Source organism: Actinomadura sp. 9N215 (assembly GCF_044326345.1).
In the GTDB taxonomy this organism is placed as follows: Bacteria; Actinomycetota; Actinomycetes; order Streptosporangiales; family Streptosporangiaceae; genus Spirillospora.
In genome coordinates this window covers 68,833-91,749 of record NZ_JBIRBA010000003.1, presented here as the reverse complement: position 1 = coordinate 91,749, position 22,917 = coordinate 68,833, and the positions used below count along the sequence as shown (strand labels likewise).

The following is a 22,917-nucleotide window of genomic DNA, read 5'->3' as shown; positions in this document are numbered from 1 at the left end:
GCTATCGACCGGCCGCTCGACGCCACATAGCGTGAGCGGACGCACCGGCCCCCAGCGGTGCGATCACGCGTCTCACCTGGAGATCTCTCGACCATGAACCATCCGCAAGTCGATGTCGTGATCGTCGGCGCCGGTTTCGCGGGCCTGACGGCCGCCCGGGATCTCGGGGCGGCGGGCGAGCGGGTGCGCGTCCTGGAGGCGCGCGACCGGATCGGCGGCCGCACCTGGTACCGGACGGACCTGTTCGGCGGATGCGGCCTCGAAATGGGCGGAACGTGGATCGTGCCGCAGCAGACGTTCGTGTCCGCCGAGGTGAAGCGCTACGGGATCGCGATCAGCGACAGCGAACCACCGAGCCGTATGACCTGGTCGGACCGCGGCACCGTGCTGGACTCACTGCTGCCGGTTCCCCCCACCGACCTCGATCGGCTGGAGCACGCCGTCCGCGCCCTGCTCGCCGCGGGCGCCCGCCTCGACGTGAACCGCCCGCTGTCCGCGCAGGGGCTGGCCGATCTCGACGTGCCGATCCGGCGCTGGGCGGACGAAGCCGGGCTGGAGGGCAACGCCCGCGAGCTGCTGATCTCCTGGTTCTGCGGCTGCGGGAACGCCTCCGCCGACACCGGATCCGCCCTCGACGTGCTGCGCTGGCTGGCCGCGATGGACAACTCGCTCTGGGGCATGATCAAAGCGAGCGTGCTCGGCCAGACCTTCGACGACGGCACCGCGTCCCTGGCCCGGGCACTGGCCGACGACGGCGGCGCCGACATCAGGTTGTCGTCCCCGGTGCGGTCCGTGCGCCGCGACGCCGACCACGTCGTCGTCACCCACGACGGAGGCGCGGTCACCGCGCGGCGCGTCCTGGTCACCGTGCCGATCGGCGTCCTCAAGGACATCGACTTCGAGCCCGCGCTCGCTCCCGCGAAACTGGCGATCTCCAAGGAGAACCACGCCGGGCAGGGGCAGAAGGTGTGGGCGCTGGCCCGCAACGTGCCCGAAGACCTGAGCGGCTACGGCTGGGGCACGGTCTTCGACTACGTCGGGGCGATGCGCACGCTCCCCCAGGGAGTGGTGCTGGTCTGCTTCGCTCCCGAACACGACGCGGTGGACGGCGACGACCCGCAGGCGGTGCAACGAGCCGTCCGGGAGTACGCGCCGTACGCCGAGGTCACCGCCACCGCCACGCACGACTGGGTCCACGATCCCTGGTCCCGAGGCACCTGGACCACGTTCCGGGCAGGGCAGATCTCCAAATACGAGCCCCACCTCGCCGCACCGGAGGGCCTGGTGCACTTCGCCGGGGCGCACACCGCGCACCGCTGGCCCGGTTTCATCGACGGCGCCATCGACAGCGGCCGCCGCGCCGCCACAGAACTCCTGGACCAACTGTGACGACCCCGCCCCCGCAGACCCAGCCTGTCGGCCCGGCGGACGCGACGCGCGTTCCCCGCTATGCGGGCGATTCCACGTTCGCGCGGCTGCCCAGGCTCACCGACGTCCCCGACGCCGAGGTGCTCATCTGGGGCATCCCTTTCGACTCCGGGGTCAGTTACCGGCCGGGCGCCCGGTTCGGTCCCGGCCATGTCCGGCAGAGCTCCCGGCTCCTGCGTCCCTACCACCCCGCCCTGGACGTCGAGCCGTTCGCGGCGAGCCAGGTCGCCGACGCCGGAGACGTCGGGGTCAACCCGTTCGACCTGACCGCCGCGATCACCGCGATCGAGGACGCCGCCCGCTCGCTGTCGGGCACCCGCCGCCGCCTGATCACGATCGGCGGAGACCACACCGTCGCGCTGCCGCTGCTGCGCGTCCAGCACGAGCGCCATGGCCCGGTCGCCATGCTGCACTTCGACGCGCACCTGGACACCTGGGACACCTATTTCGGCGCCCCCTACACGCACGGCACGCCGTTCCGCCGCGCCAGCGAGGAAGGGCTGATCGACCCGGCCCACTCGACGCACGTGGGCATCCGCGGCCCGCTGTACTCGCGGCTGGACCTGGACGAAAGCGAGAAGCTCGGGTTCACCGCCGTGCACGCCCGCGACTTCGCCCGGCAGCCGATCGACGCCATCATCGAACGCGTCCGCGCCCGGCTGGACGACAGGCCCGTGTACGTCTCGGTCGACATCGACGTCCTCGACCCGGCGCACGCGCCCGGCACCGGGACACCGGAGGCGGGCGGCCTCTCCAGCCGCGAACTGCTCGAAGTCCTGCGCGGCCTCGACGGCCTCAACCTGGTGGGGGCGGACGTCGTCGAAGTCGCCCCCGCCTACGACCACGCCGAGATCACCGGCATCGCGGCGGCCCATGTCGCCTACGATCTGCTGGCCCTCCTCCAAGGAGCCGACCGATGACCGCCTTCGAGACCGTGCGCAACGTCATCGGCGGCAAGCCCAGCCCCGCCGCCGACGGACGCGCCGCCGAACTGATCGTCCCGTCCACCGGCGACGTGTTCGGCAGCGCCCCGCTCTCCGGCCCGCCGGACGTCGACGCCGCCTACACCGCCGCCGCGAACGCGTTCGACGCCTGGAGCGGCACCCCCCCCCGGCCGGCGGCAGCGCGCCCTGCTGAACTGCGCCGACCTGCTGGAGCGGCGAGCCGACGCGTTCGTCGCCGCCGAATGCCGCAACACCGGCAAGCCGATCGCCGCCACCCGCACCGAGGAGGTGCTCGCCGCCGCGGACTGCCTGCGCTTCTTCGCCGGGGCCGCCCGCCTGCTGCCGGGCCTCGCCGCGGCCGAGTACACGCCAGGACACACGTCCTACGTGCGGCGCGAGCCGGTCGGCGTCATCGGCCAGGTCGCCCCATGGAACTACCCCCTGCTGATGGCCGCCTGGAAGTTCGCGCCCGCCCTCGCGGCGGGCAACACCGTGGTGCTCAAACCCGGCGACACCACCCCCGTCACCGCCGCGATGTTCGGCGAGCTCGCCGCGGAGTGCCTCCCGCCCGGCGTCCTCAACATCGTCTGCGGCGACCGCGACACCGGCCGCGCGGTCGTCGCGCACCCGGCCGCCGCGATGGTGTCCATCACCGGCTCGACGAGGGCCGGCGTCGAGGTCGCCCGCGCCGCCGCCGAACGCGTCGCCCGCACCCACCTGGAACTCGGCGGCAACGCCCCCGCCCTCGTGTTCGCCGACGCCGACCTCGACGCGGCCGTCGACGGCGTCGCAGGCGCCGGGTACTTCAACGCCGGGCAGGACTGCACGGCCGTCGCGCGCGTCCTCGTCCAGCGTGACGTCCACGAGGAGTTCGTCGCCCGCCTGCTGGAACGCGTCGCCGCCGTCCGTACCGGCCCGCCCGCCGACCACCACGCCGACTACGGCCCGCTCAACAACGCCGGCCAGCTCGCCCGCGCGCTGAGGACGCTGGACGAGCTCCCCGCGCACGCCACCGTCGCCACCGGCGGTCACAGGGTCGGCGACCGCGGCTACTTCCTGGCGCCCACCGTCATCACCGGAGTGACCCAGGACGACGCCGTCGTACGCGAGGAGAACTTCGCGCCGCTGCTGACCGTCCAGCCGTTCACCGACGAGGACGAAGCCCTCCGGCTGGCGTGCGACGTCGACCACGCCCTCGCCTCAAGCGTCTGGACGGCGGACCACGGACGAGCCATGCGCACGGCCGCCCGCCTGGACTTCGGCTGCGTGTGGATCAACACCCACATGGTGCTCGTCCCCGAAATGCCCCACGGCGGCTTCAAACGCTCCGGCTACGGCAAAGACCTCTCGCACTACGGCCTGGAGGACTACACCCGCCTCAAACACATCATGCACAAACACTGAAAACAGGGACGCGCTGAGCACGAGTGCCGAAGGCCTGGCCGAATCAGTTGTCGCGAGGGCGGAAGGCCTGGTCGAGGACGTCGCGGGCGACGGCCGTGCCGAGCCGGTTCCCGTCGACGGTGGCGAAGCGGTAGTGCACGCCCGCCCAGATCCTGGCCTGGAGCAGCTCGGCCAGGGACTCGGAGAGGCTGTCGTAGTGGCGGGTCGTGCCGGAGTCCGCGCTGTAGGCGCTGAACGAGAGGTCGTCGCGACCGAAGAACTTCCGCAGGCCCGCCGTGACCGCCGTGTTGTAGCAGGCGTGGCCGGACGGGTACTCCGCCGATGGCGCGGTGGTCCGCAGCGGAGCCCAGCTGGGATCGGCGTGGGTGGCCGGGTTGCCGTCGGTGTCCGCCAGCGGGATCGAGGTCACGGGACGCCAGAAGCGCCAGTGCTTCTTCTGCACGTAGCAAGCGATCAGCGTGTCGGCGGCCGCGATGTCCACCATCGCGAACATGCGGGCCGTCTCCAGGGTGCTGAGCCGGTGGGTCTGGGCGAGCTGGCGGAGGATCGACCACTCCACCTGCCGCGGGTCGTCCCACCAGGTCGCCGCCTCGGTCTGGTCGGGCGTGCGGACCGTGCTGGTGGCCGAGCCGAGGGCCTTGACCTCGTTGAAGCCGCGGGCGTAGGCGGCGCTGGCAAGGGCGGGCGGCCCCGGGGTGTGGTAGTCGCCTGGGTCGCGGACGACGAACGGCTTAAGAGTGGCGAACCAGGCGCCGACCTGGAGATACTCCGGCGGGGTCGGCCGCCACTGTCCGGGCGCGGTGCCGACGGGCCACTTCGCGTCGGAGAACGCGCCGTCGTCGTGGCGGGCATCGATCATGGCCTCGGCGGTGGCTTCGCCGACGGCGATGCCGCCGCGCTTGGGACGCCCGCTGGGGATCGCGTCGAGCGACTCCCGGTACTGCGCGCGGAGCGAGTCGGCCTGCTTGGGGAAGAGCCAGAGGAGCGCACGGTAGGCGGCGGTGGCGACGGCCGCGGGCGTCGAGTCGCCGGACCGGGCGCGGGGGGCGATCAGGTACGGCTCGTAAGGGGTGCCGGCGATCGCGTTGACCGCGTCGTACACGGCGCCCTGCACGATCGCGAAACTGCGGGCGGCCGCGGTCGGCGACTGCCGGGCGACTTCGTAGATGGCGGTCTGGGCGTGGACGTCCCAGGTGATGACGGCATTGGACGCGGCGACGGGCCGCGCCTGCGCCGCGGTGGTCGTGGACACCACCGGCAGTGTCAAAGTGAGCGCGGTCATGACCGCCACGCCGCGGAATCTTCCAGATCTACATACCTGCTGTTTCATGGCATCCCCAACAGCGCATCGATGTCGGCTCACGCAGGAAGACTTCAGTGTGCGACTACAACGGAGCCTGAGCAACGAGGTGATCTGACCGAAATGTGCCGATAGACGTGTTAAAAACGGAGCACGACGAGCGCACTCAGGCAACACGTCCAAGGCACGCCTGCAATCTATGCGCCGACTTCCGACGATCCACCCCCACCGGGCCAGAGCGGCCATTCTTGGGGTCAGATTGACCATGCCTTGATCATGTGCGCCGCTGACCGTCCGAGCCCGCCGCCTGGGTCGCCCTAGGCGGACGCCGCCGGTGAGCGCGGGGGCTCGGCGGTGAGGTCGCAGGTGAACAACCAGTGGATGGCGCTGTTCAGGTGCGCGGCGACCGTTTCCAGGTCGGCCGAGGCGAGCGGCTCGATCGCGATGACGTGACGCATCAGCACCGTCCCCATGAGTTGCGACGTCACGAGGGTGCCGCGCAACTCGGGCTCCTCCACCCCGGCCGCGAGGACCACCTGCTGGACCAGGCCTTCCCTGACGAACTCGCCCAGCGCCCGGTTGGCCTCGTCGTTGTTGACGGCCGATCGGGCCACGGCGAGGAGCGGTTCCCGGACCGTGGGCTCCTCCCACATTCGCAGGAACGTGGTCACCAGCCGTTCGACCCGGTCCTCTTCCGGGCCGTCCTGAATCCGTTCGAAGAGGCCGGAAGTGTCGCACAACTCGCCCACCGCGGCGGCGAACACGTCCGCTTTCGCCGGATAGAAATAATGGACGAGCCCGGGGTCGACGGATGCCTCCTTGGCGATGGCCCGCACGCTCACGCCCTGAAAACCCTTCTCCGCGAAAAGGCGCCGGGCGGCGCGGAGAATGAACTCGCGGCTGCTTCCGGCCGCAGACGCCTGCTCGCGCTGCGTTGCCTTGTTCCGCGCGACCGTCCGCCGAGAGGTGTCACTGCTCTCGCTGCCGGACGCGTTCATGGTCTTGTTCTCCCGGGGCGTACAACAACAACGTCGCAACCATTACCTTCGCACGATACCCCTGCTCGGCAACGCGTGCGCGGTGCGCCCCGCCGGGACGCCGCCCGCCCCGTTCCCCGTCGGATTCATCGCCGGGCGTTCGGTCGTTCGCGGTCGGCGGTGAGGATGGTCTTGATGAAGAACTCCGTGTGCCGGACGGAGCGCTCGCGCGCCTTCCGCAGGTCCTCCGGCGTCGCCGAGTCGTGCTGCCACAGGAGGCGGGCCTGCACGATGGGGGTGAAGAAGGCGTAGCCCAGGTCCAGCGGAGAGCCGAGGTCCGCGCGCACCCGGCCGTCCTCGATCCACGCGGCGAACGACCCGGCGAGCCGGTGCACGGACGTGACGACCCCGGCGACGAGCGCCGGCTCGTGGATCAGCCGGTCCTGGGCCATCAGCCCGGCGATCCGCCGCGCCTCCGGGGTCTCCCAGGCGCTCACGGCCCGGTCGGCCACACACCGGAGGTAGCCGCCCGGATCGCTCGCGGCGAGCGCCGGGTCGATCCCGGCGATCGGCGCCGCCGTGTCCTGGGCGCCGAGGGTGGCGATCGCCGCCCCGAAGATCGCCTGCTTGTCCTCGAAGTGCGCGTAGAGCGCGCTGTCGCTCAGCCCCGCCTCGCGCGCGATGGCCCGGATCGAGGTCCCCGTGAACCCCTTCGCGGCGAACAGCGTCAGGGCCGCGTCGATGAGCCGGGCCTTGGCGTCGCCGGACTCGGATTTCGGCGGGCGGCCGGGACGTCCGCGTCGCGGGGTGTTCGGCATCGCTCGTCCTCCGTCGCCCCGAACGCGGTCGCCCTGCCCCTGCCTCCGGCGGCCGGGCGGGCGGCCGCGCCCGCGGGCGCCCTGGTCACCCCTTGGCGCCGTGGGGGAACACCGGCAGCTCGGCGATGTGGCGGGCGAACGACTTGAGCTCCCACCGCAGCTCGCTGTCGGGGACGGCCAGTTCGAGACGGGGGAAGCGGCGGATCAGCGATCCGAGTACGACCTCCGTCTCGATGGTGGCCAGCCGTGCGCCGATGCAGTAGTGGATGCCGCCGCCGAAGGCGACGTGGTCGGTGTCCTCGCGGTGGATGTCGAGCCTGTCGGGCTCGGGGAACCGGTCGGGGTCGCGGTTCGCCGCGGTGAGCGACAGCACGACCAGGGAGTGGGCCGGGATGGTGGTGCCGCCGACCTCGACGTCCTCCTTGGCGTACCGCAGGATGCCGGGGATGACGGGGCCGTCGAACCGGAGCAGCTCCTCCACCGCCTTCGGCAGCAGGCCGGGATCACGCCGCAGCTCGGCGAGCTGTTCCGGGTGCTTGAGCAGCCGGTACGCGCCCGCCCCGATCGCGTAGATGGTGGTCAGGTAGCCGGCGAACAGCAGCTGCACGGCCCCGCCGACGAGCTCGCCGTCGGTCAGGCGGCCCTCCTCCTCGGACGCCTCGATCATGGCGCTGAGCACGTCGTCGCCGCGCGACGCGCGCTTGATCGCCACCTGCTCGGCCATGTAGGACGTGAGCGCCTTGGCCGGGGCGCGCTTCTCCTCGGCGGTCCCGGCCCCCATCAGATCGTCCATCTGGGTGTTGAAGAAGGGCCGGTCCTCGACCGGGACGCCGAGGATCTCGCAGCTCACGGCGACCGGGACGGGCGTGGCGAGCTTCTCGATGAGGTCGACGCGCTCCTCGCCGTCCATCGCGTCGAGCAGCGTGTCGGTCAGTTCCTGGACGCGGGGCCGCATCGCCTCCACGCGCCGCGCGCTGAAGGCGCGGACCACCGTCTTCCGGATGCGGGTGTGCTCGGGGGGATCGTGGTTGGTCATCGCGTTCTGCAGCGTCTCGTCGATGCGGAACCGTTTCTGCCCGTCGGCGAGCCCGGGGTCCAGCACCTTGGTCAGGGCACTGCTCATCCGGGGATCGACGAGCAGCCGCTTGACGTCGTCATAGCGGGTCACGATCCACTGGACCACTCCGTCGTGGCCGACGACGCGCTGGACGGGACCGCTCTCGCGGAGGCGCCGGTAGACCGGGTAGGGGTCGAGGGCGAACTCGGGTCCGAGGCGCGGGAGGGCTTCGTGGTCGGCGACCTTCTCTGTCATCGCTGTACCTCATTCCATGTGGTGGGCGGGACTCCGGACGCCGCGGCGGGCCGGGCGGCCGGCGTCACCGCGGCGTGGGGACGCGCAGCGGCTTGCCGATCACCGGCATCGCCGCGATCGCGTGCTTGAGTTCCTCGGCCAGCGCGAACTCCTTCAGCGACAGCCGTTTCTTGAGGAAGAGGGTCAGTCCCTCGATGGCCAGCTCGCCGATCTCCGGCGGCGCGTCGCGGCGGGCCCAGCGGAGCATCTCGACGACCTTGGGGCCGCTGACGTGCACGCACCGGTTGTCGGGGTCGCCGAGTCCGAGGGCGGGCGGGATGAAGTCGGCGGTCTGGAGCAGCCGCATCACGGCGGCCGCCGCGTCCGCGGGCGTCCTGGTGCCGTCGGCGACGGCGCGCAGCTCCTGGTTGGCCTGCGCGAACATCGCCCGCGCCGGCGCGTAGTCGGGGCAGACCCCGTTGACGGCGAGCCGTTCGAGACGCCGCACGCCCGCCACGTCGTTGTCGCCCTTGTAGCGGGCGTAGGCGCGGTTGATCTCGAAGATGGCCAGCCGCTGGCTGATCGACCACACCCGGAACCACGCGTTCCACAAGTCGTAGTCCTGGAACGAGGTGTAGGCGTTGGCGACCAGGTCGTCGTTGAAGTCGAGCAGTCCCTGTTCGAGGGTCTGCACGAACTCGAAGCGCTCGACGGAGAAGTCGTCGTCGCGCAGCGCGTCCAGGATCCGCCAGCCCAGCGCGTTGACGATCTCGAAGGTGTTGCTCAGCCCCCGCGAGAACAGCGCGTCGATGAACCCGGCCGCGTGCGACGTCAGGCACCAGCGGTGACCCACGGTCTGCTTGGAGGAGTACTGGAGCCGGTCCGTGGACACCCACTCGCGGACGGAACGGGCGTCCACGAACTGCTTCTGGATGTCGGGGTAGTCGGCGATGAAGTCCCGGAACTCCTCCTCGGGTGTGACGCCCTCGCGCTTGGGGTGGATGCGCGGGTCGAGGCTCAGACCGACGCTCACCAGCGCGTTGGTCGCGCGGGCGTGGTTGTTGAACGGGATGACCCAGAGCCAGCCGCCCTCGAACAGGTGGTGCAGGGTCCCCTCGTTCCACGGCTGGTGGTTGCCGTGCCCGCCGCGCGGGCGCACCAGCTCGTCGTACGGGGTGACGTCGACCATGTGGGTGAACAGGGACCGGGAGTGGTGGCGCAGCCTGCTGGGCGTCTCGCGCAGGCCCAGCTGGGCGGCCAGCGGGGAGCGGAACCCGCTGGCGTCCACGACGAACTTCGCGCGCCACCTGTCGCCGTTCTCGGTGAGCACGGTCACGCCGTCGTCCTCGAACTCGAAGCTCGACACCCTGGTGTTCGGGACCAGGCGCGCGCCGTACTTGAGCGCGACGTTCATCATCCAGGCGTCGACGTCCTGCCGGAAGAAGTGGTTCTCGGTGTTGGTGATCTTCGGGATGGGTAGCTCGTTGCGCTCGGTGATGTCGTGGCGGCGGCCCTGGCGGTGGTAGAGGAAACCGAAGTTCCGCTTGACCCCGCAGTTGGTGCTGATCTTGGACTGGACGGCCTCGAAGGTCGCCAGCCACTTGATCTCCGGTACCTGGTAACGCTCGCTGACCAGGCGCATCAGCATCGAGGTGTAGGGGATCGTCGACTCACCGATCGCGAACCGGGGATGGCTCCCGGCGTCGATCACGGCGACGTCGGCCCCGTTCCTGCCGAGCACGGCGGCCATGGTTCCGCCGGCGAGTCCCGATCCGAGGACGATCACGTCCGCGCGGTGTGCTGCCTTCGACCCGTTGATCTGCACTGCGCTCCTCCGTGTGCCGGGGGCGTGTGACGGAATGCCATACGCGATGAATTCTATATTTGATGACTTCTTTCCACAAGAATCGGCCGGGCCTGGGGGCCAGGCGCGGTCACCGTGGCGCGGGCAGGCGGAACGGGCGGCCGAGCACCGGCCATTCGGCGACCGTATGCCGCAGCTCGCCCCGCAGGTCGAACTCGTCGGGCGACAGGCGCTTGCGCATGAACAGCGTGAGTCCCTCGTGGACGAGCCGTCCGATCTCCGGCGGCGCCTCGCGCTTCGCCCAGCGCAGGGTCCGGATGACGTTCGGCGTGGTCGCGTTGTACCAGCGGTTGTCCCGATCGGTGAGGCCGAACGCCGGCGGGGAGAAGTCCGCGTCGCCGAGCAGCTTGAAGATCCGCTCGGCGGCGCTCGCGGAGTCGAGGCCGCCGTTCTGCACCTGCTGGACGGTCTCGCTGACGGTCCTGAACAGCTCGCGCGCGGGCGCGTAGTCGGGGACGCTGCCGTGCGGTTCGAGCCGGGCGAGGTGCTCGATCGCGGCCATATCGCGGTTGTCCAGGTACTTCGCGTAGGCCCGGTTGATCTCGAAGGTGGCGAGGATCTGCGCGAGCGACCAGACGCGGAACCAGGCGTCCCAGAGGTCCCAGTCCTGGAACGAGGTGTAGGCGTTGGCGACCAGGTCGTCGTTGAAGTCGAGCAGTCCCTGTTCGAGGGTCTGCACGTACTCGAACCGCTCGACGGAGAAGTCGTCGTCGCGGACCGCGTCCACGACGCGGTGCACGAGACTGTTGATGATCTCCATCGTGTTCTCCAGGCCGCGGGAGAACAGGGCGTCGATGAACCCGGCCGCGTGCGAGGTGAGGCACCACCGGTAGCCGACCGTCTGCCTGGAGGAGTACTGGAGCCGGTTCGTGGACACCCAGCCGCGCGCGGCCCTGGCGTTCACGAACTGCTTGCGGATGTCGGGATAGCCGCTGATGAACTCGGTGAACTCCCGCTCCGGCGGTCCCTCCGGCTTGGGGTGGACGCGCGGATCCAGGTTGATCCCCACGCTCACCAGCGGGTTCGTCGCGCGCGCGTGGTTGTTGAACGGGATGACCCACATCCAGCCGCCGGGGAACAGATGGTGCAGCGTCCCCTGGCTCCACGGGCTGGGGTTGCGGTGCGCGCCGCGCGGGATGACGGTGTCCTCGTACGGGCGGACGCCCGTCATGTGGGTGAACACCGAACGGGAGTGGGCGCGCAGCCGGGTCGGTTCCTCGCGCAGGGCGAACTTCTCCGCCAGCGGCGAACGGAACCCGCTCGCGTCGATCACGAACTTGCCCCGGACCGGCGGACCGTCCTCGGGCGTGAGCGTGACGCCCGCGTCGTCCACGGCGATGTCCACGACCTTCGTGCGCTGCCGCACCTCGGCTCCGTAGCTCTGGGCGACCTTGAGCATCCACTCGTCCACGTCCTGGCGGAAGAAGTGGTTCTCGGTGTGGGTGATCTTCGGGATCGGGAACTCGTTGCTCTGCCGCGGGTGATGCGACCGGCCCGGCTCGTGGTAGAGGAAGCCGAAGTTCCGCTTGACCCCGCAGTTGGTGCTGATCTTGGACTGGACGGCCTCGAAGGTGGTCAGGTACTTGATCTCCGGCACCCCGTAACGCTCGCTGACCAGCCGCATCATCATCGAGGTGTAGGGGATGGTCGACTCGCCGATGGCGAACCTCGGGTGCTGCCCCGCGTCCAGGACCAGCACGCTCACCCCGTTGCGGGCCAGGCAGGCGGCGGTGATGGTCCCGGCCAGGCCCGAGCCCAGGATGACCACGTCGTGGCTGGGCGGCTCGGGTTTCGCGGCGGTCCTCCGGCTTCGGTTCTTGCCTGTGTTCTGCACGGCGCGCGTTCCCTTCGAATCAGAAGATGCGGCGTCCGCGGAGCTTGTGACGGACCGCCTCGCCGAAGCTGTTGAGCATGAGCTGCCGTACGACGGGGTCGGCGTCGGTGCGCGCCCATCGCACGGTTTTCAGGAGCGTGGCCGGGGTGGGGTTGATGAACCGGCGGTCGCGCTCCGCGAAGCCGAAGTGCTTGGGGACGAAGTCGGCGTCCCGGAGGAACTCGTAGAGATCGTCGCCCGCCTGGGACGCGGTCACCTCGCCCGCCTCGTAGGCGGCGCACTTGGCCACCATCTCGTCGAACAGCTTCCGGTAGCCCGCGTGGTCGGGCCAGTAGAAGCCGAGATTGGACGCCTCCTCCAGGTCGAGGAAGTGCTCGTCGCGCCCGTCCTTGAGGAACTGGGTGAGCGCGTCCTGAAGCCGGAAGGTGCCCGCGTTGGAGCCCCACGCCCAGATCCGGAACACCGCCGACCACAGGTGGTAGTCGGAGAAGGAGATGAACGCCGCGTTCACCAGTTCGTCGTTGTAGTCGATCAGGCCCTGCTGGAGCCGGTCGACGAACTCGAACCGCTCGGCCGAGAAGTCGTCGTCCTTGATCGCTCGCAGGAGCCGCCAGGACAGGGCGTTGATCGCCTCCGCGGTGTTGGACAGCCCGCGCGAGAACAGCGGGTCGATGAAACCCGCGGCATGCGCGAGCAGGCACCATCGGTCGCCGATGGTCCGCTTGGAGGAGTACTGCAGCCGTTCGGTCGAGGTCCAGCCCCGGGCCGGGACCGCGCCCGCGTACTGCCGGGCGATGTCGGGGAACCGGTCGGCGACCGCCGCGAACTCCTCCTCCGGCGTGCCGGACGGGTCCTTCGGGTACATGCGCGGGTCCAGCGTCAGTCCCACGCTGCACAGCGGGTTGCGGGACCACTTGTGGTTGTCGAACCCGATGGTCCAGAACCAGCCGCGGGGGAACAGGTGGTGCACGGTGCCCTCGTACCAGGGGACGGGCGGGGTGTCGGCCCTGGAACGATGGCGGAACAGGTCGTCGGTGCGGGGGACGCCGGACATGTGGGTCCAGAGCGAGCGGGAGTGGTGCTTGAGACGGGTCGGCGTCTCCCGTAACGCGAACTTCTCGGCGAGCGGCGAACGGAATCCGCTGGCGTCCACCACGTAGCGGGCGCGGTGCTCCTCGCCGTTCACCCCGGTCAGGGTGACGCCCGAGCCGTCGAAGTCGACGTTCGCGACGCGGAAGTGCTGGCGGGCGTCGCAGCCGTAGTGGACGGCGGTGTGGAAGAGGTACGCGTCGGTGTCCTGCCGGTAGAGATGGCTCGCCTCGTGCAGCAGTCCCGGAGTGTTGAACTGGTTGGTCTCCTGCGGGTCCTGGGGCCGCCCCTCATGGTGGACCATGAACGCGAAATGCTTCTTGACGCCGAACGAGGGGCCGATGATCTTCGTGCAGTTGGTGAAGGTGGCGAGCGTCTTGATCTCGGGAACGTCGTACCGTTCGGCGATCGTCCGCAGGGCCACCAGCGTGTAGGGGATGGTGGACTCGCCGATCGCGAACTTCGGGTGCGCGTCGGCGTCGATCAGCAGGACCGACGCGCCGCCACGCGCCAGAATCGCGCCGAGCATCGAACCGGCGATTCCCGATCCCAGTATCGCGACGTCGTAGGCGGGAGTCCTTTTCGGTGCGGCTTGGGCTGACTTCGGCATCGAGCCTCCAATGGGGAGGAGAAGAGAAACCGAAAGCTGAGTTCTAGAATTCTATACTTGATGAGTTCATCACGTCAAGTATTCTTTAATTGATGAGTTCGATCCCGGAGCCCGGGCCGGCCGCCGCCGGCCACCGTCCCCGGCGCGCGGGCGCGCGGTCATGCGCTCGGTGCGACGTCCAGGTCCAGTACCATCGCCGCGATGTTCCTGACGTTCTTGAAGTTCTCGCCGTTGATCTTGGTCGCCGGTACCGGCACGCCGAGCTCATCCCGGATGAAGGTCAACAGCAGTGCGGTGTTCATCGAGTTGAGGACGCCCCATTCGAGCAGCGGGGTGGAGTCGTCCAGCTCGTTCTTGGGGTCGCCTGACAGGAACGACTCGCGAATGAAGGCCAGCACACCGGCCGTGACTTCTTCGACGGACATGACAATTCTCCTTTTCTCTGGTCTGCGGGGAAACACTCCGGTTCGCTGGACCGCGCCTCAACCGGCCGGGCCGGTGCGCGGCGTCTCCCTCCCGGTCGCCGGTTCCGCGGTGGTCTCGGTGCGGGTGACGCCGGGCTCCCCGCACCATGCCGTGAGTGCGGTGCGGAGGGACGCCTCGTCCTCGGGGCCGCCGCTCCAGGCCGCGTATCCGTCCGGCCTGCACAGCACCGCGGACCATGCGGCCAGCGGAGAGCGGCTCCGGGGCTGGGCGAGGACGGTCACGACCTCCGCGCCCCAGGGCTCGGCGACCTTGGCGAGACGTCCGCCCGCCTGGTCGACCAGGACGAACCGACCACCGTGGAACAGGTCCGAGAGCCGCTGGTTGTCGCCGCCCGCCACGCGCAGCAGAGCGTCGGGGACACGGCGGCCGGTCAGCGAGGACCCGCGGCGGCGTCCGCCGCCCAGCGGGTAGGCCCACGCGAGCCCGGAAACGTACCCGGCGAGCGTCTGGTGGCCGCGGGGCACCCGCAGCACGGTGGGCACGATGGCCCGGCGGGCCATCCGGACCGGCAGCCGCTGCGACATCATGACGCGGATCGCCTTGTCGGTGGCGAACAGCACCCGGTCGGCCACCGGCCGGCGCTCGGCCTCATAGCTGTCGAGGAGCGATTCGGGACCCTTGCCGCGGATCACCGCGCCCAGCTTCCAGCCGAGGTTCATCGCGTCCTGCATGCTCAGGTTGAGCCCCTGCGCGCCGAGCGGGGCGTGCACGTGCGCCGCGTCGCCGAGCAGGAAGACCCGTCCGCTCCGGTACCGCGTGGCCTGGCGCTTCTGGAAGCGGAAGCGCGTCATCCACAGTGGGTCGTGCACGCCGAGGTCGTAGCCGAAGATGGTGGTCAGCGCGGCCGACAGCTCCTCGGGGGTCGCCGGCTCGCCGGGGTCCCCGGGGGTGCTCCAGTCGACGACGCCCATGCGCCACCAGCCGTTGCCGAAGTCGATCGCGACGACCAGTCCGCTCCGGCCGACCTCGATCAGCATCCCGGACTCGGGCGGCCTGGCCAGGCGGACGTCGCCGACGACGATGTTGTACGGGTAGGTCTTGCCGGGGAACCCGATGCCGAGCGACTCGCGCACCGTGCTGTGCGACCCGTCGGAGCCGACGACCCAGGACGCCCGTTCCTCCCAGGTCCGGTCGTTCCCGCGCACGCGCAGCGTGACGCCGTCCGCGTCCTGTTCGACCGCCACGACCCGCGCGTCCCGTTCGATCTTGGCGCCGAGTTCGGTCGCGCGTTCTTCGAGGAGCTGCTCGGTCAGGCTCTGCGGGCAGATGTTGAGCTGCTGGAACATGGTGTCCAGCCGGCGCAGGTCGATGCGCGCCGGACCGACCGTCACCCTGAAGTGGTCCAGCGGGTTCCCGCGCGAGGTGAACCGGCCGGCGATCCCTCTGAGCTGGAGCAGCTCCAGGGTGCGCGCCTGGAGGCCCAGCGCCCGGGACTCGGCGGAGCGGCCGGACCGCCGTTCGAGCACCGTGCAGGGGACACCGGCCAGGGCCAGCTCGGCGGCGAGCAGCAGGCCGCCGGGCCCGGCTCCGACGACGATCACTCCGTCAGCACTACCGATCATGGGATTCCTTTCTCCGGTGGGAGAGGCGGACGCGCGGAACGGTGGCGTGCGCGCACGCGTCGTGGCGCTGTCAGGACCGGTGTGACGCGCGGCGGCTCACCGGCGGGCACGCGGGACGGCCGAATCGGTCCGCCGAGTCCGGCCGGTGACGGCTCGTGGACGGCGCGGCCCGTCGGCGGCGGGGTGATCGGGACCCCGGTCTTGGTCGGTTGTTGAATTCCAGCCTGATACTATGCATGATGACTTCATCAGGTCAAGAATTCTTTGGGAGGGTGCCCGTGGGGTCCGAGGGTCCGCTGAGCCCCGCGCAGCGTTCCGGCCGCACCGGTCGGCGCGCCGGGCCGACCGAGACGCGCGACGACATCATCCGGGCCGCCAGGCGGCTGTTCGGCGAGCGCGGCTACGACGGCACGACGCTGCGCGCGATCGCGACGGAGGCGAACGTCGACGCCGCCCTCATCCATCACTTCTTCGGCTCGAAGCAGCGCGTGTTCACCGCCACCGTCGACGAACTCTTCGAGAAGGTGGCCATGCCCTCCGGCCCCAGGGTCGAGGCGGGGGAACGCCTGGTGCGCGAATTCCTTCGCATCTGGGAGGAACCCGACACCGGCGACGCGCTGCGCGCAATCTTCAGCTCGTCGCTCTCCCATGGCGAGGCCGCGCGGCTGTTCGGCGAGATCGTCATGGTCCGCCTGGTCGGGCCCACGGTCGCGGAGGCCCGGCCGCCGGACCCGCACCTGTGCCTGGAGATTCTCAGTTCCCAGCTTGTCGGAACCGCACTGCTGCGCTATATCGTCCTGTCCGGTCCCTTGACCGATTCGAACAGCCTGGTCAGATCTATGGGCCGCTACTTTCAGGGCTTTCTGGACGGACAAATCCGGGCAGCCGATTTTCCGCGGGCCACACCGTAAGAGGGAGGGCTTGCGTCCAAAAACTGGCCCATCGTATACTTTATTTGAAATAGGTTGATTTGGTTGGTTCTCCATCGGGGAGCGGCTCCGCCGGGCCGAATGACGCCGTGCGTTCTGTTCTCGGCCGGCGGATGGCAGTGGGGGAATGACAGTCGCTGTCCCTGGACATGATGACTGAGGGGAGTCGGCCATGGTCTCGAGACGGGGAGTTGAGAATTGACTCGGGCCGCACGGGCGTTATCAGACGCCAGATCACGGGAGAACTCATGGCCGTCCGCCGTTCCCGTTCCTTCCGGGACGGGACGTCCCGACCGCGTCCACTATAGATCGGTCCACTTCTTTGGGGCCTCCCTCTCGAGTCCGCTGGGGGAGGCCGCGCAATATGTCGGCCTCCTTGAGCAGATGCGCGAGTACGGGCCGTATGTGCTGTCCGTCAACCTGGAGTTCTCCTCCGAGGACGACGAGACCGACCTGGCCTGGCGGGTGAGCGTGATATTCAGCGAGGTTCCGCACGACCTCTACGACTGACACGACCTCTACGACTGACACGACCTTTACGACTGGCGCGACCTCTGCGACTGGCGCGACCTTTACGACTGGCGCGACCTTTATGAATGAAAAGTGCCGACGTCGCAGACCAGCAGCGCGTCGACGGCGGCCGCCAGGTCGGCGATCAACGTGTGGCGGCCGGCGGAGGCCAGCGGCTCGATCCGCAGCACGTAACGCATCACGGCGGCGCCCAGGAGCAGCGAGGTCACCAGCTCGATGCGCAGGTCGGGATCTGACACGCCCATCCCCGGCACGACCTGGCGGACGCAGCCCGCGATGGTGAGGTCGGTGAGCAGCCGACGGGCGTCCTCGTGGCTCGCCACCGACCGCGCCATCGCCAGCAGCGGTTCGCGGGCGCCCGGCGACTCCCACAGATCCAGGAACGTCCCCACCAGGCGAGTGCTCATTCCGTCCGGGCGGGCTGCGAGGATGCGCACCGCGAGGCTCGGGACTCCGCGGATGTCCTCGATCACCGCCTGAAAGATTTCGGCCTTCGTGGAATGGTAATAATGGATCAGGGCGGGATCGACGTCGGCCGACATGGCGATCGCCCGGACGCTGACGCCTTGGTAGCCCCTTTCTGCGAAGAGGTGGCGTGCCGCCTGCAAAATGGCCGATCTGCTGTCGATGGCCGGGGGCGCCGACTTCGTCTCAGCGGTGTGAACCCGCATGACCGTCCGATGTATGCGATCGGGGTGCGCGTCGCCGGACGAATACATCGCCTTATGCTCCCAGCGTGTCGCCAATAACGCCTCTTTCTGAGAGTGTAGCCAATCTTGCCCTGATCGCCACTATCCACCGACTTCGGTTGGCGGACGTTTGTTCTGCCCGACCCGAGTTGCCCGCCCTTCAGAAGGCGGGCGCCGCCGACGGCGCGCGCAGCGTCCCGAGGTAGGGGTGCCAGAGGTGGGTGTCGTCCTCTTCCACCGCGGTGACGATTTCCCGCATGGCCTGGAGGGCCCTCGGCTCCTCGTCGTCGTAGACGTCGCCCTGGAGCAGCTTGAGCACGTCGAGCCGGTACCGCGGGTCCTGGACGAACGCCGTGAAGAGGATGTTCAACCGGTAGTAGATGGAGATGAACTCGTACCAGTTGCGGACGCCCCTGCGTAGTTTCCCCTCGTATCCGGCGAACTTGGAGTGTGAGAAATCTCCCGTCCCGGCCGCGGCGATGATGTCCGCGCACGCTATTCTCGCGCTGTTGAGCGCCACGCTGACACCACTGGAGAAGATCGGGTCGACGAATCGCGCGGCGTCCCCGATCATGACGAAGCGGTCGCCGCAGATCTCCTTCATCGAGTAGCTGTAGTCGCCTTCCTGCCGGAACGGCCGCACCCGCGTGGACCGCTTGAGTTCCTGGTGCAGGTCAGGGCGGGTCCCGATGATGTCCCAGAAGAACCTCTCCCGGTCCGGCCCGGCCGCGGTGAAACGCCGCTTCTGCGTGACCACACCGATGGACGTCACCGTGTCGGTGATGGGTATCTGCCAGACCCAGGTGTCCTCGACCGGCAGGAAGTGGATGAAGATGTAGTCGTGCTGCTCGGGGTCGACCGCCAGCGCCTCGCGGTCCAGGCCCTCGAACCAGGTGTGGATGGCGTACTGGTTGAACACCGGGTCGGGCTCCTTCACGCGGAGCTGGCGTCCGAGGAAGGTCTGTCGGCCGGACGCGTCCACGATCATGCGCGCCGTGAACGGCACCTCGCGAGGGCCGATCCGGCAGCGCAGCGTCACCCGCTCAGGGTCGTCGAAGTCCGCGGTCAGCACCCGCGTCCGCTGGAACACCTGCGCGCCGAGGTCCTCGGCATGCTTGAGCAGGACCAGGTCGAACTTCCCGCGGTCGACGTGGAAGGTGTAGTCGCGGTCCACGCCCGGCTGGTCCCGCTCGCTGAACTCGATCTCGGCGGCGCGGAAGTCGTGGGTGAGCCCGGAGAACCCGTTGTGCGGGACGGCCCGGGACTCGCCCGTGGTCCAGGCCGCTCCGTACTTCCTGGGGAAGCCCTCCGCCTCCACCTTCGGCATCGCCCCGGTCTCCAGCAGGACCGGCGTGGTGGCCGGCACCAGCGACTCGCCCACGTGCGGCCGGGGGAACATCTCGCCTTCGAACACTGCCACCGACAGGCCGGCCTTGGCGAGATACGCCGCGGCCGTGGACCCGGCAGGCCCTCCGCCGATGATCGCGATGTCATAGTCGGTTGTCATCGAACCTCTCTCGGATGCGTGATGGAGGATCTCGGATGCGTGATGGAGGAGCGTTCCGTGGACGGCCCTTCACGGCCGTCCGCGCCGCTCGACGGAGGAGGCGCCTAGCCGTCCTCGCGGGAGTCCTCGGAGACGGGCAGCGCCCAGCGCCCGTAGCTGCGGTTGTAGTAGACGAGCGGACCGCCGTCGCGGGCCGTGCTGCCCGCCGACCTGACCAGGCCGATCAGGATCACGTGCGAGCCGGCGACGAGCTCGGCCTGGAGCGCGCAGTCCACGTGCGCCAGGACGTCGGCGTGCAGCAGCGGCAGCCCGGACGGCGTGCTCGGCCGCCACGGGGTGCCGGCGAACTTGGACGGCGACGCGGACGCGAACCGGTCGGAGAGCCGGTATCGGCCCTCGCGCAGCAGGTTGACGACGAACCCGCCGCTGTGGCGGATCGCCCTGAGGCTGCCGTTGCGCCGGTTGACGCAGACCAGCAGCGACGGCGGATCCATCGACAGGCTCGCCACCGCGCTGCAGGTGAGACCGCGCGGCAGGCCGTCCTCGTCGAGAGCGGTGACCACGGTGACCGGGGTGGGGAACGACCCCATCGCGTCCCGGAATCCGCCCGCGTCCGCGGTCTCTCCCATCATCGGGATCACGGAGGTCAGGGTGCGCGCGGGAAGGTGCCCGCCGATCGTCATCGCGTCCTCCCCACGGGCGGGCGGGCGCGCAGCCGGGCCCGGTCCACCTTGCCGTTGGCCGTGCGCGGAAGCTCGGGGACGATGTGCGTCTCGTCCGGGATCATGTGGCGTGGCAGCCGCTGGGCGCTGTGCCGCTTGAGGTCCAGCACGCCGGGGGATTCGCCGGGTCTCGGCACCACGAAGGCCACCAGCCGGGAGTCCACCCCGGAGCCGGTGGCGATCGCGGCGGCCTCCGCCACCGCGGGATGGGCGGCGAGGGCGGACTCCACGTCGCCCGGTTCGATCCGGTGCCCGCGGACCTTGACCATCTGGTCCCGGCGTCCGACGTAGTCGAACGACCCGTCCGGGAGGACCCGCACGATGTCACCGGTGCCGTAGGGGCCGTCCTGCGGCGGCGACCCCCAGTAGCCGCGCATCACGGTCGGGCCCGCGACGATGAGCTCGCCCTCCTCGCCCGGTCCGGCGGTGTGCCCGTCGGCGCGCCGCGCCCAGACGATGTCGCCGCAGCTCGCGAAGCCGATCGGGACAGGCCGTTCGCGGGCGAGGTCGGCCGGGGTCACCTCGTGGGACGTGCACACGTTCGTCTCGGTCGGGCCGTACAGATTGAGCAGGCGCGCGGACGTCCAGCCGGCCAGCGCCCGCACGCCGGAGATCGGGAACACCTCTCCGGCGAACAGGACCGCCCGCAGGGACTCCGGCGCCGGCCGGTCGAGCAGTCCGCCCTCGCGCATCATCAGCGAGAGCGCGGACGGGACCGAATACCAGACCGTGATCCCCTCCCGGTACAGGAAATCCACGAGCAGGCCGGGGGCGTGCGCGAGTTCCGACGCGATCAGGTGCACCGACGCGCCGACGGCGAACGGCGCGTACAGGTCGAGCACCGACAGGTCGAACGTGAACGGCGCGTGGTTGGCGAAGCGGTCGCCCGGCTCGGCGCGGATCGTCCGCACGGCCCAGTCGACGAACGCCCGCGCGCCGCCGTGGCTCACACAGACGCCTTTCGGCGTCCCGGTCGAGCCGGATGTGTAGAGGATGTACGCGAGGTCGTCCGGCTCGACCACCGTCTCCGCGGTGCGGGACGCGCCGTCGGCGCCGGGCTCCGCGTCCGGGCGGCCCGCGATGTCCATGCCCAGGTCGACCCTGGCGACGCGGGCGCCCATCGCGGCCGCCTCTGCCAGCCGGTCCGTCGTGGTGCAGACGGCGCGGGCGGCGCAGTCGGCCGCGATCGTCGCGACGCGCCGCGCCGGGCTCGTGCCGTCGGCCGGCACGTACGCGGCGCCGGTCCGCAGGACCGCCTGCATGGCGGCGACCGCCGCGGCGGACTTCCCCGACCAGACCACGACCCGGTCTCCGCGCCCGACGCCGGCGGCGCGCAGGCGGTGCGCGATCCGGTCGGCGGCGCGGTCCAGGTCGCGGTAGGTGAAGCGGCCGGACGGATCGGCGACGGCGATCCGGTCCGGGGTTCGCGCGGCCGTCTCGCGGAGCAGTCGATGCAGAGTCACAGCCCCATCTCCCTGGCGATCAGCTCCCGCTGGACCTCGGTGGTGCCGGAGAAGATGGTGCTGGGCACCGCGTCGCGGAGGTTCCGTTCGATGCCGGTCGGCGCGAGGAACCCGGCCCCGCCGAAGATCTGGACGGCGTCGAGGCTGTTGGCCACGGCGGCCTCCGAGACGGAGACCTTGGCCAGCGCGACCGCGAGCGTGTTGTCGCGGCCCTCGTCCAGCAGCCAGCACGCGCGGCGGAGGAGCAGCCGCGCCGCGTCGAGGCGCTGCCTCATCACCGCGATCCGGTGCGAGACCGCCTGGAAGCCGGAGATGGCGCGGCCGAACTGCCGTCGCTCCTGAGCGTGCTCGACACAGCGTTCAAGCTGTCGTTCCATCATCCCGAGGTAGCAGGCGAACAGGCACGCGCGTTCCCAGGCCATCGAATGCTGGAAGACGGCGGCGCCTTGGCCCTCGGTTCCGAGCCGATGGGAGGCCGGCACCCGGCACGCCGTGAAGGCGACGCGTCCGGCGGGACAGCCGTGCAGGCCCATCTTGCGCAGCGGCTCGCCGACGGACACGCCCGGCAGTTCGCGGGGGACCGCGAACGCGGTGAGGCCGAGGAACCCCGCGCGGGCATCGGTGGTGGCGTAGGTGACGATGACGTCGGCGGCGGGCGCGTTGCTGGCGAACGACTTCTCGCCGTCGAGGACGTATCCCCGGCCGTCCTCGCTCTCCTCGCTCTCCTCGCCGTGCTGGCCGTGCCGGCCGTCGCCGTCGCGGCGGGCGACGGTGTCGAGCCTGCCGATGTCGGAGCCCGCGTCGTCCTCCGTCATGGCGTTCGCCGCGATCAGCTCGCCCGACGCGAGCCCGCCGAGCAGTTCTTCGCGGACGCCGGGCCCGGCGAAGTCGCGGATGGGGACGGCGCAGGCGAGCAGGTGCGCGGCCACCGCGAAGACCAGTCCGGTGTCGGCGCAGCCGCGGCCGAACGCCTCAAGGGACAGCGAGGTGTCGAGGGCGCCGAGGCCACCGCCGCCGAACTCGTCCGGAACGCACAGGCTGGTCAGGCCCAGCCGCGCCGCCTCCTTCCACCTGGTGCGGGTGAAGATGTGCTCCGCGCCTTGCTCGGGTTCCCCGTCCAGGTGGTACCGGACCGCTTCGAGGGTGTCGTCGTAGCGTTTCTGCTGGTCATCCGTTAGGTCGAAGTTCATCCCGTTTCCTCACCGGGTGTTGGCCGGCGGATCGAAGGACGCACCGTGGCCGGGGCGCCTCGCCGGGTGGATTCAGCGATTGATGACTTCTCTACTTGATGAAATTAACCATTCCGGCTTAATTCGTCAAGCGGAGATATCATCATGTGTGAAGCCACGGGCAGGTCTGACGCGTGCGCCGCACGGCTGAGAGCGGGCTCGTGCCCTGCGCCGCCGAGTTCGCCCGGCGGCGCGCCACTCGGGTGGTCCGATGGCACACCGCTGCTCCCGGCGAGCGAC

At 70.1% G+C, this 22,917-nt stretch carries 18 protein-coding genes and 1 pseudogene; 5 read left to right on the top strand and 14 right to left on the bottom strand.

Translation table 11 applies throughout. The features are described from left to right. Window positions 1–93: 93 nt before the first annotated feature. The 3 genes and pseudogenes from ACH34T_RS05870 (at window position 94) to ACH34T_RS05860 (ending at window position 3,776) form a co-directional block, all read left to right on the top strand. Window positions 94–1,389 carry a flavin monoamine oxidase family protein gene (locus ACH34T_RS05870; RefSeq protein WP_395990931.1) on the top strand — a complete coding sequence of 432 codons (1,296 nt, stop codon included), beginning with the start codon at window positions 94–96 and terminating at the stop codon, window positions 1,387–1,389. Next, window positions 1,386–2,348 (top strand): agmatinase, encoded by a 963-nt coding sequence (speB, locus tag ACH34T_RS05865; RefSeq protein WP_395990930.1) that lies wholly within the window; start codon window positions 1,386–1,388, stop codon window positions 2,346–2,348. Before ACH34T_RS05870 ends, speB begins: the two co-directional genes overlap by 4 nt. Beyond that, window positions 2,345–3,776: pseudogene (locus ACH34T_RS05860) on the top strand (aminobutyraldehyde dehydrogenase). Before speB ends, ACH34T_RS05860 begins: the two are co-directional and overlap by 4 nt. Before the next feature lie 43 nt (window positions 3,777–3,819). Here the strand turns inward: ACH34T_RS05860 and ACH34T_RS05855 are convergent. The 9 genes from ACH34T_RS05855 to ACH34T_RS05815 form a co-directional block, all read right to left on the bottom strand. After that, window positions 3,820–5,067: a vanadium-dependent haloperoxidase gene (locus ACH34T_RS05855; protein ID WP_395990929.1), complete on the bottom strand. Its 1,248-nt coding sequence runs from the start codon at window positions 5,065–5,067 to the stop codon at window positions 3,820–3,822. A 326-nt stretch (window positions 5,068–5,393) separates the two neighbouring features. Next, window positions 5,394–6,074 (bottom strand): TetR family transcriptional regulator, encoded by a 681-nt coding sequence (locus ACH34T_RS05850; RefSeq protein WP_395990928.1) that lies wholly within the window; start codon window positions 6,072–6,074, stop codon window positions 5,394–5,396. A gap of 125 nt (window positions 6,075–6,199) precedes the next feature. Continuing rightward, window positions 6,200–6,871: a TetR/AcrR family transcriptional regulator gene (locus tag ACH34T_RS05845; protein ID WP_395990927.1), complete on the bottom strand. Its 672-nt coding sequence runs from the start codon at window positions 6,869–6,871 to the stop codon at window positions 6,200–6,202. An 85-nt stretch (window positions 6,872–6,956) separates the two neighbouring features. Beyond that, on the bottom strand, window positions 6,957–8,183 hold the full coding sequence (locus tag ACH34T_RS05840; RefSeq protein WP_395990926.1) for a cytochrome P450: 1,227 nt from the start codon (window positions 8,181–8,183) through the stop codon (window positions 6,957–6,959). A 64-nt stretch (window positions 8,184–8,247) separates the two neighbouring features. Continuing rightward, a complete protein-coding gene (locus ACH34T_RS05835; RefSeq protein ID WP_395990925.1) occupies window positions 8,248–9,987 on the bottom strand; it encodes an NAD(P)/FAD-dependent oxidoreductase in 1,740 nt (579 codons plus the stop codon). Between the two features lie 109 nt (window positions 9,988–10,096). Beyond that, window positions 10,097–11,860 carry an NAD(P)/FAD-dependent oxidoreductase gene (locus ACH34T_RS05830; protein WP_395990924.1) on the bottom strand — a complete coding sequence of 588 codons (1,764 nt, stop codon included), beginning with the start codon at window positions 11,858–11,860 and terminating at the stop codon, window positions 10,097–10,099. 19 nt (window positions 11,861–11,879) lie between these two features. Next, window positions 11,880–13,559 (bottom strand): NAD(P)/FAD-dependent oxidoreductase, encoded by a 1,680-nt coding sequence (locus ACH34T_RS05825; protein ID WP_395990923.1) that lies wholly within the window; start codon window positions 13,557–13,559, stop codon window positions 11,880–11,882. 158 nt (window positions 13,560–13,717) lie between these two features. After that, complete coding sequence (locus ACH34T_RS05820; RefSeq protein WP_395990922.1) at window positions 13,718–13,984, bottom strand: acyl carrier protein; 267 nt, start codon at window positions 13,982–13,984, stop codon at window positions 13,718–13,720. A 57-nt stretch (window positions 13,985–14,041) separates the two neighbouring features. Next, on the bottom strand, window positions 14,042–15,607 hold the full coding sequence (locus ACH34T_RS05815; protein WP_395990921.1) for an FAD-dependent monooxygenase: 1,566 nt from the start codon (window positions 15,605–15,607) through the stop codon (window positions 14,042–14,044). A 278-nt stretch (window positions 15,608–15,885) separates the two neighbouring features. Here ACH34T_RS05815 and ACH34T_RS05810 point away from each other — a divergent pair, with 278 nt between their 5' ends. Both ACH34T_RS05810 and ACH34T_RS05805 read left to right on the top strand, forming a co-directional pair. Further along, window positions 15,886–16,518 carry a TetR/AcrR family transcriptional regulator gene (locus tag ACH34T_RS05810; RefSeq protein ID WP_395990920.1) on the top strand — a complete coding sequence of 211 codons (633 nt, stop codon included), beginning with the start codon at window positions 15,886–15,888 and terminating at the stop codon, window positions 16,516–16,518. 402 nt (window positions 16,519–16,920) lie between these two features. Next, window positions 16,921–17,046, top strand: coding sequence for a hypothetical protein (locus tag ACH34T_RS05805; protein ID WP_395990919.1), 126 nt, complete (start codon window positions 16,921–16,923; stop codon window positions 17,044–17,046). Between the two features lie 80 nt (window positions 17,047–17,126). On the opposite strand, the gene ACH34T_RS05800 is transcribed toward ACH34T_RS05805, so the two are convergent. From ACH34T_RS05800 to ACH34T_RS05780, 5 genes are all read right to left on the bottom strand, one after another. Then, the gene (locus ACH34T_RS05800) at window positions 17,127–17,738 is read right to left on the bottom strand and encodes a TetR family transcriptional regulator (protein WP_395990918.1); all 612 of its coding nucleotides are present in this window, start codon (window positions 17,736–17,738) and stop codon (window positions 17,127–17,129) included. A 178-nt stretch (window positions 17,739–17,916) separates the two neighbouring features. Then, window positions 17,917–19,263: an NAD(P)/FAD-dependent oxidoreductase gene (locus ACH34T_RS05795; protein ID WP_395990917.1), complete on the bottom strand. Its 1,347-nt coding sequence runs from the start codon at window positions 19,261–19,263 to the stop codon at window positions 17,917–17,919. A 104-nt stretch (window positions 19,264–19,367) separates the two neighbouring features. Further along, window positions 19,368–19,946, bottom strand: a complete 579-nt coding sequence (locus tag ACH34T_RS05790) for a flavin reductase family protein (RefSeq protein WP_395990916.1) — start codon at window positions 19,944–19,946, stop codon at window positions 19,368–19,370. Continuing rightward, on the bottom strand, window positions 19,943–21,448 hold the full coding sequence (locus tag ACH34T_RS05785) for an amino acid adenylation domain-containing protein (protein WP_395990915.1): 1,506 nt from the start codon (window positions 21,446–21,448) through the stop codon (window positions 19,943–19,945). Before ACH34T_RS05785 ends, ACH34T_RS05790 begins: the two co-directional genes overlap by 4 nt. Next, window positions 21,445–22,638: an acyl-CoA dehydrogenase family protein gene (locus tag ACH34T_RS05780; RefSeq protein ID WP_395990914.1), complete on the bottom strand. Its 1,194-nt coding sequence runs from the start codon at window positions 22,636–22,638 to the stop codon at window positions 21,445–21,447. The genes ACH34T_RS05785 and ACH34T_RS05780 overlap by 4 nt, the downstream gene beginning before the upstream one ends. Window positions 22,639–22,917: the final 279 nt, after the last annotated feature.